This is a genomic window from Pseudarthrobacter sp. PvP090 (assembly GCF_040547365.1).
Classification (GTDB): Bacteria; Actinomycetota; Actinomycetes; order Actinomycetales; family Micrococcaceae; genus Arthrobacter.
Genome location: NZ_JBEPPO010000005.1, coordinates 129,783 through 142,931, shown reverse-complemented (window position 1 = coordinate 142,931; position 13,149 = coordinate 129,783). Strand labels below are relative to the sequence as shown.

At 66.1% G+C, this 13,149-nt stretch carries 12 protein-coding genes; 4 read left to right on the top strand and 8 right to left on the bottom strand.

All coding sequences use genetic code 11. The features are described from left to right. Positions 1-202: 202 nt before the first annotated feature. Positions 203-1,540 (top strand): GAF domain-containing protein, encoded by a 1,338-nt coding sequence (locus tag ABIC21_RS07460; RefSeq protein ID WP_354349768.1) that lies wholly within the window; start codon positions 203-205, stop codon positions 1,538-1,540. Between the two features lie 48 nt (positions 1,541-1,588). On the opposite strand, the gene ABIC21_RS07455 is transcribed toward ABIC21_RS07460, so the two are convergent. Both ABIC21_RS07455 and ABIC21_RS07450 read right to left on the bottom strand, forming a co-directional pair. Beyond that, on the bottom strand, positions 1,589-2,398 hold the full coding sequence (locus tag ABIC21_RS07455) for a PKD domain-containing protein (RefSeq protein ID WP_354349767.1): 810 nt from the start codon (positions 2,396-2,398) through the stop codon (positions 1,589-1,591). Between the two features lie 134 nt (positions 2,399-2,532). Continuing rightward, positions 2,533-3,183, bottom strand: a complete 651-nt coding sequence (locus ABIC21_RS07450; RefSeq protein ID WP_354349766.1) for a DUF6318 family protein — start codon at positions 3,181-3,183, stop codon at positions 2,533-2,535. 221 nt (positions 3,184-3,404) lie between these two features. Between ABIC21_RS07450 and ABIC21_RS07445 the strand changes: the two genes are divergently transcribed. From ABIC21_RS07445 to ABIC21_RS07435, 3 genes are all read left to right on the top strand, one after another. After that, positions 3,405-3,839, top strand: coding sequence for a pyridoxamine 5'-phosphate oxidase family protein (locus ABIC21_RS07445; RefSeq protein WP_354349765.1), 435 nt, complete (start codon positions 3,405-3,407; stop codon positions 3,837-3,839). Between the two features lie 73 nt (positions 3,840-3,912). Next, a complete protein-coding gene (locus ABIC21_RS07440; RefSeq protein ID WP_354349764.1) occupies positions 3,913-4,383 on the top strand; it encodes a very short patch repair endonuclease in 471 nt (156 codons plus the stop codon). Positions 4,384-4,501: 118 nt separating this feature from the next. After that, positions 4,502-4,804 (top strand): hypothetical protein, encoded by a 303-nt coding sequence (locus ABIC21_RS07435; protein ID WP_354349763.1) that lies wholly within the window; start codon positions 4,502-4,504, stop codon positions 4,802-4,804. A gap of 21 nt (positions 4,805-4,825) precedes the next feature. Here the strand turns inward: ABIC21_RS07435 and ABIC21_RS07430 are convergent, their stop codons facing one another. The 6 genes from ABIC21_RS07430 to ABIC21_RS07405 form a co-directional block, all read right to left on the bottom strand. Next, positions 4,826-6,097 (bottom strand): 5-methylcytosine restriction system specificity protein McrC, encoded by a 1,272-nt coding sequence (locus tag ABIC21_RS07430; protein ID WP_354349910.1) that lies wholly within the window; start codon positions 6,095-6,097, stop codon positions 4,826-4,828. Then, positions 6,084-8,315 carry an McrB family protein gene (locus ABIC21_RS07425; RefSeq protein WP_354349762.1) on the bottom strand — a complete coding sequence of 744 codons (2,232 nt, stop codon included), beginning with the start codon at positions 8,313-8,315 and terminating at the stop codon, positions 6,084-6,086. The genes ABIC21_RS07430 and ABIC21_RS07425 overlap by 14 nt, the downstream gene beginning before the upstream one ends. 92 nt (positions 8,316-8,407) lie before the next feature. After that, complete coding sequence (locus tag ABIC21_RS07420; RefSeq protein WP_502935966.1) at positions 8,408-8,686, bottom strand: hypothetical protein; 279 nt, start codon at positions 8,684-8,686, stop codon at positions 8,408-8,410. Positions 8,687-8,782: 96 nt separating this feature from the next. Then, positions 8,783-9,220, bottom strand: a complete 438-nt coding sequence (locus ABIC21_RS07415; RefSeq protein ID WP_354349908.1) for an acyl-CoA thioesterase — start codon at positions 9,218-9,220, stop codon at positions 8,783-8,785. A 65-nt stretch (positions 9,221-9,285) separates the two neighbouring features. Further along, positions 9,286-11,373, bottom strand: coding sequence for an ABC transporter ATP-binding protein (locus ABIC21_RS07410; RefSeq protein ID WP_502935965.1), 2,088 nt, complete (start codon positions 11,371-11,373; stop codon positions 9,286-9,288). Beyond that, positions 11,370-13,103, bottom strand: coding sequence for an ABC transporter ATP-binding protein (locus ABIC21_RS07405; protein ID WP_354349761.1), 1,734 nt, complete (start codon positions 13,101-13,103; stop codon positions 11,370-11,372). The genes ABIC21_RS07410 and ABIC21_RS07405 overlap by 4 nt, the downstream gene beginning before the upstream one ends. Positions 13,104-13,149: the final 46 nt, after the last annotated feature.

Genomic DNA, 13,149 nt, shown 5'->3' with positions numbered 1-13,149 from the left:
TTCCTCTTTCCGTTGCTAACTGTGGGCCGGTCCCCGTTGCATGGCGTTCAGTCCACGCAGTGACCCGCATCACAAGTAAAGTTCGCCGGGGGTTACAATCGGGTTACACAGAGCTCTCAAGCTCCTGGACCGCGCCTCTGCCGGTCAGGAGGGCGGCAGCTGGCCGGGTGCGACGATTCGAGGGCGAGTTGGAACAATGAGCATGCGGCATGGGAGTCGCTCCATCGCGCAGCTCTCGGACCTGAGGTTTTCCGCGCCGGCGGAGTACGCGCGTGCCCTTCGCAAGGCCCACGAGGCCACGGTTTCCGGCACTCCGAACCCGCATTTGTCGCCGTCTCTCGTCAAGTCCTGGCAGCGGTCCCTGGCGCTGGGCATCAATCCGGACCAGCACCGTCCGGTCCACCGGCATGAAGTTTCCGAGGCGCGTTCGCTCAGTGCCGGCCACCGCCTGGCCGCCGTGATGCCTGCACTGTCCCAGCTGCTCGCCGACGAGACTGCGACCGGGCGCCACCTGTTGATCGTGACCGATCATGAGGGCGAAGTTCTGTGGCGCGTTGGCAGCAAGCAGGCGTTGAAACTCGCGGACTCCCTGGAGTTCGTGGAGGGGGCCGACTGGTCTGAATCGGGCGTTGGCACGAACGCCATCAGCGAGGCCCTGGTGACGGGCGCCCCTGCACAACTCTTCTCGGCCGAGCACCTGGTGCGGACGCACCACGACTGGGCCTGCACTGCCTCTCCGATCCGCGACCCACTCACCGGGGAAGTCATTGGCGTCTTGGACGTGTCCGGCCCGTTCGAATCCGTCACGCCGGACAGCCTGCGCCTGGTGCGCTGTGGCGTGCGGCTGGCTGAGGAACTGCTGAAATCCGCTACCCCTCCTGTTGCGTCCGGCCCCGGGACCGGACACTCTGCCGGGCCTGCTCCTGCGGGCCGCTCCGAGGCCGCGGTCCGGTCGCAGCTGACGCTGCGGCTGCTGGGGGACGCGCCGTCTGCGGCGCTCGACGGCGGCACCCACCGCCCGCTGACACTGCGCCGTGCCGAGATCCTGGCCCTGCTGGCCTCGCGGACCCAGGGCTGGAGCGCCGACGAACTTGCCTACGAGATCCACGGTGACGCCGGCACGGCCGCGGCGATCCGGACCGAGATGCACCGGATACGCAGCATCCTGGGCAATGTCGTGGAAGCTAACCCCTACCGCTTCTCGTCGACCGTCAGGGTGGTTACGGATGCCTCACTGGTGGCTGGCCATTTGCGGGAAGGCCGGGTGGCCGAGGCATTTGGGGCGTATCGGGCCAAATTCCTCAACCGTTCGACCAACCTCGCGGTCGGGTTCATGCGCGACGAGCTCAATGAAGCCGTCGGCGCCTCCGTCCGGGCCAGCGGAGACGCCGGGCTGATGCTGCAGTGGTGCACCAGCGACATGGGCTCCTCGGACACGGCGGCCGCAGCCGCGGCGGCCACCCTGCTGGGGCCACGGGATCCCCGTGGCCGCCTGGTCAGTGCCCGGATGGACCGGATCGACCGGGAGCTGCGGGCTTAGGTCCTGTGTCGCTGGTGTTCCTGCATCTGCCGGGGTGGGGGCTCCACTCTAGGGAGCAGGAGGTACGACGCCGGGACACCCTTGGCCTTGCGGGTTGCGGAGGCAGTCGTCAGCGTAGTTCCGGGTGATGGAGCGCCAGACACTCACGGTCGGCGGCGGCGAACTGAATTGCCCTTGCCCCGGGATGGGCAGCGGCGGCCCGCCATTGACCGAGTACGTGCCCTGGAAATGGGTCGTCAGCACTACCGAATAATCGCCGGTCTGGGTGTAGACGTGGCTGGTGGCGGTCTTTTCGCCCCAGCGGTCCTGCGGGAGCGGTCCACCGGCCGCCGTCTGCGGCCCAAGCGAGGTTCCGTCGCCGTAAGTCCAGGTGTACTGGACGGGTTTGGCGACCACGTGCACGTCCTGGGCCAAGATAGTGATGTCGAATTGCTGCTCGACGGCTTCAGCAAAGAAGTTGGTCTCGGCTCCCCGCAGTGTGTGCGGACTGGGCTGTGCGGTGACGGAACCTGCGGCGATCGGCAGCCGCTGGAACTCCGTTTGGATCATGGCGGCGATCCTGGGAAGCAAATCCTCAGGTCTGGGATCGAAGAGACACGTGGGCCCGGAATGGAAGGACCACGTTGGATTCGGCACGCCCGCCGGGGCCTTTAGCCACACGACCGGAATACCATCCTCGCCATCGGGGCCGTTCTTGCAGTCCACGAGAACGGCAAGGCAATCCGTGTCGAAGTCGCCACCGCCCAGGTGGCACTGCAGTTCGTACTTGTATTGGTAGGGATCGGTAACAACTGTTCCGGGCTCAGCCCAGAGGAAGTCGCCGGAGCCGGGATCCATTATCCATGCCCCGATGGTCACAGCTCCTGGACCCCAGGTCCCCTTGACGGGTTTCTCCGTGCCTCCCTCGGCTGCTGTGGACGCGATCGGGACAATCCCAGCAACCAGTGCAAGAAGAATGAATCCGACGCAGAAGCGAGCAATCCTCTTCATTCCTAGCCTGCTATCGGCTGAATGTTGCTTACATACCAGGAGCCGTTCTTAAAGACCGCGAGCATGAGGTTGCCGGTGTCTTCTGGTTTGTCGTCAGTACTATCGAGGCTACCGTCGGGGTTGTAGTAGGACAGGGCTTGTTGGGAAACCTGAATCGCCACCTGATAGTTGCCGTCCGGCGCCACCCTGAATGTCGTTGAAACCGACGGCGTCTCGACCTTTCCTCCGACTAGCCACCGCCCATCACTATTCCACCCCATCAACACTTTCTTGGCGTGCTCGCAGGCATCACAGCCTGAACTGGTTATTGCCTCAAGGGGACCGGCGTCGCCGGTCTCATAGCCGTAGTTCAGCAATTGAAACCAGTACCTCGCGAACGCCTCCAACCCTTCCTTCGTCTCCGCCTTCGCAGCTTCCGGCAATACCGGAATTGGAACGTTCTGGGCCCTGCCAGAGGCGTCGGCCGGTTTATAACTGGCTGTTGGGGTGGGGGTGGGTGCCGGCGACGCCGTCGGGCTCGAGGACTCAGGTGCGGCCGTCGCGCCGGGCGTAGTTCCCCCGCCGGTGCAGGCTGTGGCTGGCAACAGGGTTAGAGCAACCGCTGCGGCGAAAATGCGTCTGCGGCGGTCGAAAAATGAAGTGCGAGATGTCATGGTCAGATACTCCCCCGATAGAAATCAAGACGCCTGAAGCCAAACAATGCCTTAAGGGTAACTGACATCACATTTTGGGCACCGTGGTTATCCACAGGGCTGCTTTTTGCTCCGCGCCGTTGCCTGGCGTCGATCCTCCGTGCACCGCCTCGGACCGACACACACCGACTTTCCCGCCTAAGCCTCTGGCGTTTTTCTACACTGCCCAGAACAATGAACCCATGATGTTCGAACACGCAGACGACAACCCCATCCTCGTTCTTGATGACGATCAGAGCTGGAAGCTGATTGAGGGCACCAAACACGGCAGGCTCGTGGTCATCGTGGGGGGCGAACCCGATATCTTCCCGGTGAACTACGCCGTGAGCGGCAGGAAGCTTTACCTCCGAACGGCCCCCGGCAACAAACTCGCTGAGCTGACCATCAACGCCAAAGTGCTGTTCGAAACAGACGGCATCCTCGCCGACGAGGCCTGGTCGATCGTCCTGCGGGGTACGGCCCGGGTCCTGGACCAGTCCGCCGACATCGCAGCGGCGGAGGCTCTGGGGCTCAAGCCCTGGGTGCCCACCTTGAAAGACTTCTATGTCGAGATCGAGCCGACCAGGGTGAGCGGGCGCCATTTCCAGTTCGGCGAGCACCCGGAGCGCGAGATCTAGCAGCCGTTCGACGGCGGCGACCGCCGCCTGAGCAGCCGTTCGACGGCGGCAACCGGCCGCCTAGACTTAATCCATGGCGGACAAGCTGACTCCCGAGCGGCGCAGCTGGAACATGTCCCGCATCCGCGGGAAGAACACCAAGCCTGAACTGCTGGTCCGAAAACTGCTCCACGCCAAGGGCTACCGCTACCGGCTGCACGGCACCGCCCGCGGGGGACGGCTCCCGGGCAACCCCGACCTGGTGTTCGCCGGCCGCCACAAAGTCATCTTCGTCAACGGCTGCTTCTGGCATTTCCATGACTGCCGGGTGGGGCAGCACGCGCCCAAGGCCAACGCGGAGTTCTGGGAAACCAAGCGCACCCGGACACGGACCCGCGACGCCGAACAACGAGGTCAGCTGGAGCGTTCGGGCTGGGAGGTCCTGACCGTCTGGGAGTGCCAACTCAAGGATGTTTCTGCGCTGGAGCAGCAGCTGGATGACTTCCTGCAGGGGAAGACCGCCCAGGGCGGACGCGTCCCGACACCCGGATCCTCAGCGCCGTAAAAAACATCTCAGCGCTCCGGGACAGACTGGTCTGTCTCGGGTAATATCCAAACCTGGGGACAAGGACTCTATCGGGTCCGCACTTACTCGTACTTCTTACTCCACGGGAGAGCGCCAGATGCCACACATGCTGAGGTCCACCACGCCGCTGAGGACTACAACTCGGCCGTCGAAGTCGTCCCCCGATTCCCGGCCGCCGGAGTACCGGCGGACCCCCGAGGCCGACGGGGTCGAATCCGAGCTTGGCCCCCTGCGCCGGCAGGTATCCTCGATCATTGATGCGATCCTCTCCGACACCAAGCCTGAAGAGGCACAGGTCCGGGAGAAGCTCCGCTGGCACGTCGCCAACAACCCGGGCCAGCCGGAAAAGGCTCTCTTGAGCCACCTGCTGTCCGTGTCCGTGGAACAGGCCGCCGGGTAGCCGTTACCCCACGGAGGCACGTCAGCGGCTGATGGTCGCCTGACGCACCACTTCGCCCCACGACTGCTGCGCGAGGTCCGCCACGGAAGCCAGGATTTCCGAGGGCGGCCTCGACAGGTCCAGCGGGAACTCCACCACGTCAATGTCCGTGTTGAGGATCCGGCGCAGTTTGATTTCGCCCGCGCCCGGATACACCAGCCAGGCCGTCGGCACCCGCAGCGACGTGCAGTACGCCAGCATCCGGTAGTGGTCCCCCGACAGTGACGCCCCGGCGTCGGCCGCGGCCTGGTACTTGGCGTCGTAGACCATCACCGGCCGCCCGCCCAGCAGGTGGACGGCGCCGGGCTGCACCACGATCCGGTCCGAGTCGCGCACGGCTTCATTGAGCAGGGCGTTGTACCGCAGCCGCATCTCCCCCGGGTACGCCGCCATGGCCTCGCGGAGCGCCGTCCCGACGAAGTCCTCGAACACCACGGACATGTCCACCACAAACGACGCCGACTGCTGCGTGCCGTCGCCGGCCTCGGCCGAGGCGTGGCGCAGGATCACCTCGGCGAGCCGCAGCGCGCCCTGGTACCGCGTGTTCATCCGGCTGGCCCGCCACACCGGCAGCGGCGCGCCCGACTGCAGCCGGGTCACGGCCGCGAGCTTGCCCTTGAGCTGGCGGAGCCGGCTGAGGACCTCCGGCCGCACGCCCGGGACCTGGGACATCCGTTCCAGCGCCGCCCGCAGGACGCGGTTCTCCGCAATGTCTTCGGTGAATTCGTCGTAGGAAACCTCAAGCGGCACCAGCATGCCGGGACGCCGGGAGATCTGGTCCGAGATACGGATCCGGCCCTTGACCGTCCGCAGCGATTCGTCGACCGTCAGGTAGCCCTGCAGCACACCGCGGCTGAGCGCCCGGTCCGCGAGCTGCGCCAGCGACTCGGCCAGCGCGCCCCACAAATCTGCTTCCTCGACCGCGGCCACGGAATCCCCGCGGAAGCCCTGGTCCCCGGCGTAGCCCAGCAGGAACAGGAGCCGGTCCAGGCCGAGCCGCTCCTTGGGCCGCACCTCAAGCTGCACCGTCGGGGTGCGCACCGAGCCGACCTTCCCCACCGGCCCGATCCGGTACAGGCCCATGCCCATCGGCGAGGCGTTGGCGAGGCCGCTGCCGTTGACGAAGGCCGCGCTGGCAGCGTCGAGCCGCTCGACAACGCCGTCGGAAAGCTCGTCCAGGACGATCCGGCGGACCGGCTGTGGCCCCGCCGCCCCGCGCGGGCCGGCCGGCGTCGGCTGGCTAGACGCGCGCAAGGCGGTCAAGCAGTTGGTCCAGTCCGAACCGCTCCTCCAGCTGCGCCCGGTTCAGCTGGCCGTGGTAGTGCTCCTCCAGCAGCGGCATCAGCTCGTATTTCCAGATCCGGCGCAGGCCCTTGGGCGTCTGCGCGGACGGCTTCATGAAGTAGGACGGGCCGATCATCAGGTCCCGGTCCCACTCATCGATGGCATCGTTGAGCGCGTCCATCAGCAGGGCCGGCGTCGTGTCCAGGTCCCGGGCCTGCAGGAACCGCAACAGCGATCCCTGCACAGGTTCAGTCTTGGGGTGGAGCTCGATGAAGGAGAAGCGCCGGCGGATGGCGGCATCCATCATCGCGATGGACCGGTCCGCGGTGTTCATGGTGCCGATGATGTACAGGTTGTCCGGCAGCGTGAACGGCTCGTTGGGGCTGTACTGCAGGTAGATCCGGTCATCGCGGTATTCGAGCAGGAAGTACAGCTCACCGAAGACCTTCGCCAGGTTCGCCCGGTTCATCTCATCGATGATCAGGAAGTACGGCTTGCTTTCGTTGCCCGGCTTGGCGGCCTCCTCGGCGATCCGGCGCAGCGGCCCGGCCACGAGTTTGAAGGACACCTGGCCCTCCTCCGTTTTGTCCGGCCGGAAGCCCTCGAAGAAGTCCTCATAGGCGTACGAGGGGTGGAACTGGACCAGCTTGACGCGTTCGTCGGTGGTGTCGCCGGCGAGCTGGGCGGCCAGATGCTTGGCGAGATAAGTCTTGCCGGTGCCGGGCGGGCCGTACAGCACCAGCTGGCGGTTCTCCTCCAGCAGCTCGGCGATCTCCTGCAGCGGCTCCAGGTCCATGTGCAGCGACGCGGCGAACTCCGGCGTCAACGGGCGGAAGCCTTCACAGGCAGGTTCGACGACGGCGGCCGGCTCGGTGCCGTCGCCGGGCTGGGCTTCCGCTTCGGCGGGCAGCAGCGCTTCCAGGGCCTGGATGACGCGGGTGACGTCCACGACGATGCCGGAGGTGGCCAGCTGCCGCTGCACGTGGCGCGGCAGCTCGGTCATGTTGTGGGTCTCGTCGAACCAGCGCACCTTGCGGCGCAGCCGGCGGTTGTCCTCTCGGTGTTCCGGCTCACCGAGGACCACGCCCACGCGGACGGTGCCGGAGTTCTGGTAGAGGGCCAGGTCGCCCGGTTTCATCACGGTCAGGAAGGCGAAGACGGCCGTTTTGGTGTCCTCGCGTTCCACGTAGCCGAGGTGCTTGTAGTCCTCATCGACGGCATGCTGGACCAGCCCGGCGGTGACGCCCGGGTCCAGCAGGCGGAGGTGCTCGACGTCGAGCGTTACCGACTCCTCGGACTGCCAGGTGCCCAGCAGTTCGGTGTTGTCGTGGTGGGTGCGCAGCAGCCAGGCGCGCCGCCCGGGGTCGCCCACCTTGCGCCACTGGCTGACCAGCTGCCGGGAGTACCAGTCGATCCGCTGGCCGGCCTGTTCGTCGAGGTGCAGCCGGATGCGGTGGATGTCGGCGGAAATTTCCTCGTCGCTGTCGCCCTTCGCGCCGCCCACGAGGGAGGCGAAGGCGTCGCGGATCTCCTGGCGCTCGACGTCGGCCACGACGGGCTCGAAGTAGCTGGGCCAGACCAGGAATTCGATGCTGCGGCGAATGGCGGGCTGGTCATCGGGCGTGCCGGCAACAAGCCGGTGGAATGCCAGCGGATCCTTGACGGCGGCCGCGACTTCCCCGGCCGGCCGCTGGGCGACGTGCTTCACGAGCCGGCAGAGCCATTTCAGGTGGTCCCAGATGGTCCAGTTGAACTCCGCGGTGCGGTCCCGGATGACACCGTGGTCCGTGATGCCGGCGAACAGCTCCGCCGGGAGTTCCAGCGGCGGCTCCAGCCACGAGGCTGCTTCGGCCACCCGCGCGCGTTTGACCTTGAGGGACTTCACCTCGTGGGCCAAGGGCAGGGACTGCAGGAAGAGCAGCTCGACGGCCAGCTGCTTGGCGCCCCGGGAGGCATCCGCCAGGTTCTGCCGCAGGTTGGTCATCATGGGCGCTTTGGGATCCGGCACCCCGCGTTCGAGCCGGCCGAGCAGCTCCGCGGCGGCCGGCACCGACCACGTTTTGGTGCGGCCGTCCAGTGCTGAAGCCTTGCCCAGCAGTCCGGGCCCCAGGACAAACCACGCCGCGTCCTCAATCTCCTTGGAGATGCCGAGGGCGCGGTGCATGGCAGGCTTTTTGGCTGGGGTCATGCCTTCAATTTACAGGCTTAAGCTGGACGCCCGCATCATGGGGGCGCCCCTACGTTACTGTCCGGTAGCCCGGTGCGGGGGCGGACGTGCCCCTACTTGGCCGCCGTGCCGCGCTTGACGCCGAAAGTGAAGTAGCTGCCCGGGCCGACGAAGTTGACCAGGGTCGCCAGCCGCCACATCGTCTTGCTGCCCCGGATCTGATCCGCCGGCCGGTGTGAAATATCCCGCTGCGCGGCGATCAGCAGGGAGAGCTGGACGACGGCGGCGGTGATGGTGCCGAACTTCGCCATCGGCGAGAGTTCCTTCCAGGTCTTTTTCCGCGCGTTCCTCCTGCGCTTCTTCGCCATCATCTGTGCTCGTTTGTTCACCATGATCTGTGCTCCTTGGCTTCGGGGCTGGGTGCCCGCGGGTTGTTTATTCTAGGGACGATGGGTGGACCGAGGTAGAGGCAATGGGACCGGGTTGGCTCAGCCCGTGGGACCGGGGTGAACCGGCGCGAACCGGGCGAGCTTCTCTTTCTGCTCCGGGGTCAGCCGCAGCACCCGCCCGGTGGATTCCTCCACGAAGGCCAGGTGGCTGGTGGCCCGGACGCAGTCCTCGCGGGTGACGGGATCCTGGACAAGGTAGTGGATGTCGAAGCTGGCGCCTTTGACCGCGCCGATCCACAGCTGCACGAGGGCCGGGACGTTGCGGTATTCGAGGGTGCGGACATAGCGGATCTTGTGTTCGACGATCAGCGCCAGGGTACCCTCCGGGACCTCGCTGAAGAGCGGCACGGGCGGCTCGACGCCGGGCAGTCCGGGACCGCGCGGCGGACCAAAGGCCGCGATGCGGGCCTCCTCCAGGATCCGGACGACCTGGACGTTGTTGATGTGGCCGTAGGCGTCCATGTCGCTCCAGCGCATCGGGATCTGCACCTCGATGCGCCGAGATTCTGACTCTGCGGACTCCGCGGCCCGGCCGGCAGCGTTCAACTGTGCACCGCCGTCGCATCGTTGGCCGTGTTTTCCGAAAAGGCCGTCTCCGCGTCTTCCCCGGCGAACTGGGACATGTACAGGCGGTAGTAAGCCCCCTTGAGGTCCAGCAGCCGGGCGTGGGAGCCCTGCTCGACGATCCGGCCGGCCTCCATCACCAGGATCGTGTCGGCGTCGCGGATGGTGGAGAGGCGGTGGGCAATCACGAAGCTCGTGCGGTCGGTGCGCAGGGCGGCCATCGCCTTCTGTACAAGCACCTCCGTGCGGGTGTCCACCGAGCTGGTGGCCTCGTCCAGGATCAGCAGCGAGGGGTTCGCCACGAATGCCCGGGCGATGGTGATCAGCTGCTTCTCGCCAGCGCTGACGTTGTTGCCTTCCTCGTCTATCACGGTGTTGTAGCCGTCCGGGAGGGCACGGACGAAGCGGTCCACAAAGGTGGCCTTGGCCGCCTCCATCACCTGGTCCTCGGTGGCGTCCAGCTTGCCGTAGCGGATGTTCTCGTAGATGGTCCCGCCGAAGAGCCAGGCGTCCTGCAGCACCATGCCCACCTTGGCCCGCAGCTCGGCGCGGCTCAGGTGGGTGATGTCGACGCCATCCAGGGTGATGCTGCCGCCCTGGAGCTCGTAGAAGCGCATCACGAGGTTCACCAGGGTGGTCTTGCCGGCACCGGTGGGGCCGACGATCGCGACGGTGTGCCCGGGCTCCGCGGTGAAGGACAGGTCCTCGATCAGCGGCTTGTCCGGGGTGTAGCTGAAGGTGACGTCCCGGAACTCGACGTGCCCGTCGGTCTTGGCCGGCAACTGCTCCGTGGCGGTCTCGGCATCCTGTTCGTCGGCGTCGAGGAATTCAAAGACCCGTTCCGCGGAGGCGACGCCGGACTGCAGCATGTTCGCCATGCCCGCCATCTGGCCCAGCGGCTGGGTGAACTCGCGTGAGTACTGGATGAACGCGGTGGCGTCGCCCAGGCTCATCCCGCCGGACGCGACGCGGAGGCCGCCGACGACGGCGATTCCGACGTAGCTGAGGTAGGACACGAACTGCATGACCGGCATGATCATGCCGGACACGAACTGCGCACCGAAGCTGGCCTTGTAGAGGGCCTCGTTCCGTTCGTCGAAGCGGTCCAGCATCTCGGCGTCGCGGCCGAAGACCCGGACGAGGTCGTGGCCGGAGAAGGATTCCTCGATCTGGCCGTTGAGCTCGCCGGTATTCTTCCACTGCGCGGCGAAGAGCTTTTGGCTGCGCGATCCGATGATGCCCGCGGCCACAGCCGAGAGCGGAAGCGCGACGAGGGCTATGAGGGCCAGCTGCCAGGACACGATGAACATCATGATGACGATGCCGATCACCGTCAGCGCCGAGTTCAAGAGCTGCGCGAATGCCTGCTGCAGCGCCTGCTGGATGTTGTCCACATCGTTTGTGACCCGGGAGAGGATGTCGCCGCGCTGGCGCGTGTCGAAATAGTTCAGCGGAAGCTGGTTCAGCTTTTTCTCGGTGTCGTCGCGCAGCTGGCGGACCACCCGCATGACCAGGATGTTCAGGACGTAGCCCTGCAGCCAGAGGAAGATGTTGGCGACGAAGTACATCACCAGCACCACGCTGATCAGGAATGCGAGCTGCTGGAAATCGATGCCCGCGCCGGGGATGACGTCCATCTTGGAGAGCATGTCCGCGAAGTTGTCCTGGCCCTGGGCGCGCAGGCCTTCGACGAACTCCTCCTTGGTTCCGCCGGCCGGCAACTGCTTGCCGACGACGCCGCTGAAGATCACGTCCATCGCCTGGCCGAGGATCCGGGGCGCCACCACGTTGAGGACGACGGCGACCGTCACCATCGCGAGCACGGCGATGATGCCGGCCCGTTCGGGCTTCAGCAGGCCCATCAGCCGCTTCGCGGAGGGCCAGAAGTGCTGGGCCTTCTTCGCGGGCAGGTCCCCGAACATGCCGCCGTCGGCTTCCCCGGGCGTGTATTCCTCCTCGTAGAAATCGTCGTCCGGCTCGGCGGCGGCGGACTCTGTGGCAGATGGTTCCGTGGCAGATGGCTCCGTGCCGGAGGGCGGAAGCTTGGTCTTTTCGTTGGTGCTCATGCCACGGCCTCCGCGGTCAGCTGGGATTCGACAATTTCCTGGTAGGTGCTGGAGCTCTGCAGCAGTTCCTCGTGCGTGCCGCGGTCCACGATCCGTCCGTTGTCGAGCACCAGGATCTGGTCGGCGTCGGCGATGGTGGAGACGCGCTGCCCAACGATGATCACGGTGGCGTCGGCGGTTTTCGCTTTGAGGGCGCGGCGGAGCCGTGCGTCCGTGGCTACGTCGAGGGCGGAGAAGGAGTCATCAAAGAGGAACACCTTGGGCTCGGTGACGAGGGCCCGGGCTATGCAGAGCCGCTGGCGCTGGCCGCCCGAGACGTTGGTGCCGCCCTGGGCAATCCGTGAGCCGAGCCCGTTCTTCTTATCGCGCACAAAGTCCGCCGCCTGGGCCACGGTCAGCGCGTCCCAGAGCTGTTCGTCGGTGGCCTCCGGCTTGCCGAAGCGGAGGTTGTGCTCGATGGTTCCCGAGAACAGGTAGGGCCGCTGCGGAACCATGGCCACGCGCTGCGTGATCTCCGAGCGGTCCAGCTGCGTGACGGGAACGCCGTCGAGCATTACGTCCCCCGAGGCGGCGTCGTAGAGGCGGGGCAGCAGGGCCAGCAGGCTGGTCTTGCCTGCGCCGGTGGAGCCGATGATCGCCACGGTCTGGCCGGGCTCGGCGGTGAAGCTGATGTCGCTGAGCACCGGCGCTTCGGCGCCGGGGTAGGCGAAGGACACGTTCCGGAACTCGACGCGGCCGGCCTTCTCAGCCGGCGCCACCGGGGTGAGCGCCTCGTGGATGGAGGGTTCGACGTCGAGCACCTCGCCGATCCGGTCCGCGCAGACCGAAGCCCGCGGAATCATCATGGCCATGAAGGTACCCATCATGACCGCCATCAGGATCTGCAGCAGGTACTGCAGGAAGGCCGTCAGGGCGCCGACCTGCATTTCGCCCGCGTCGACCCGCTGGCCGCCGAACCACAGCACGGCGGCGGTGGAGATGTGCAGGATCATGCCGATGGCCGGGAACATGAGGACAAACAGGGCGCCGATCTTCAGTGAAACATCGGTAAGCTCCTTGTTCGCGGCACCGAAGCGCTCGGCCTCGTGGGGTTCCCGGACGAAAGCCCGGACCACGCGGATGCCGATGATCTGCTCGCGGAGGATGCCGTTGAGCCGGTCGATCTTCTTCTGCATCGACCGGAAGAGCGGCATCAGGCGGACCACCAGGTAGCCCACCACCACGATGAGCACCGGAACGGACACCCAGACCAGCCAGGACAGGTTGAGGTCCTCGCGGAGGGCCATGAAGATGCCCCCGATGCACATGATGGGGGTGGCCACCATGAAGTTCAGTCCCATCAACATGAGCATCTGCACCTGCTGGACATCGTTGGTGCCGCGGGTGATCAGGGTGGGGGCGCCGAAGACGTTGACGTCCTTGGCGGAGAAACTCGTGACCTTGCGGAAGACCCCGCGGCGCAGGTCGCGGCCGAACGCCATGGCGGCCTTGGACCCGAAGTAGACTCCGGCGATCGCGGTGGCGACCTGGATCAGGGCGACCACGAGCATCACCCCGCCGGTCCGCCAGATGTAGTCCGTATCGCCGCGGGAGACGCCCTCGTCAATGATCTGGGCGTTCAGGCTGGGAAGATACAGCGCCGCGATGGTGGAGGCGAGCTGGAAGAGGATGACTGCCCAGATGTATGGCAGATACGGCTTCGAGTAGCGCCGTATGAGAGTGACAAGCATGCCCACGAGTCCTTAGGAAATACCGAGTAAATGAGGCTGGAGAAGA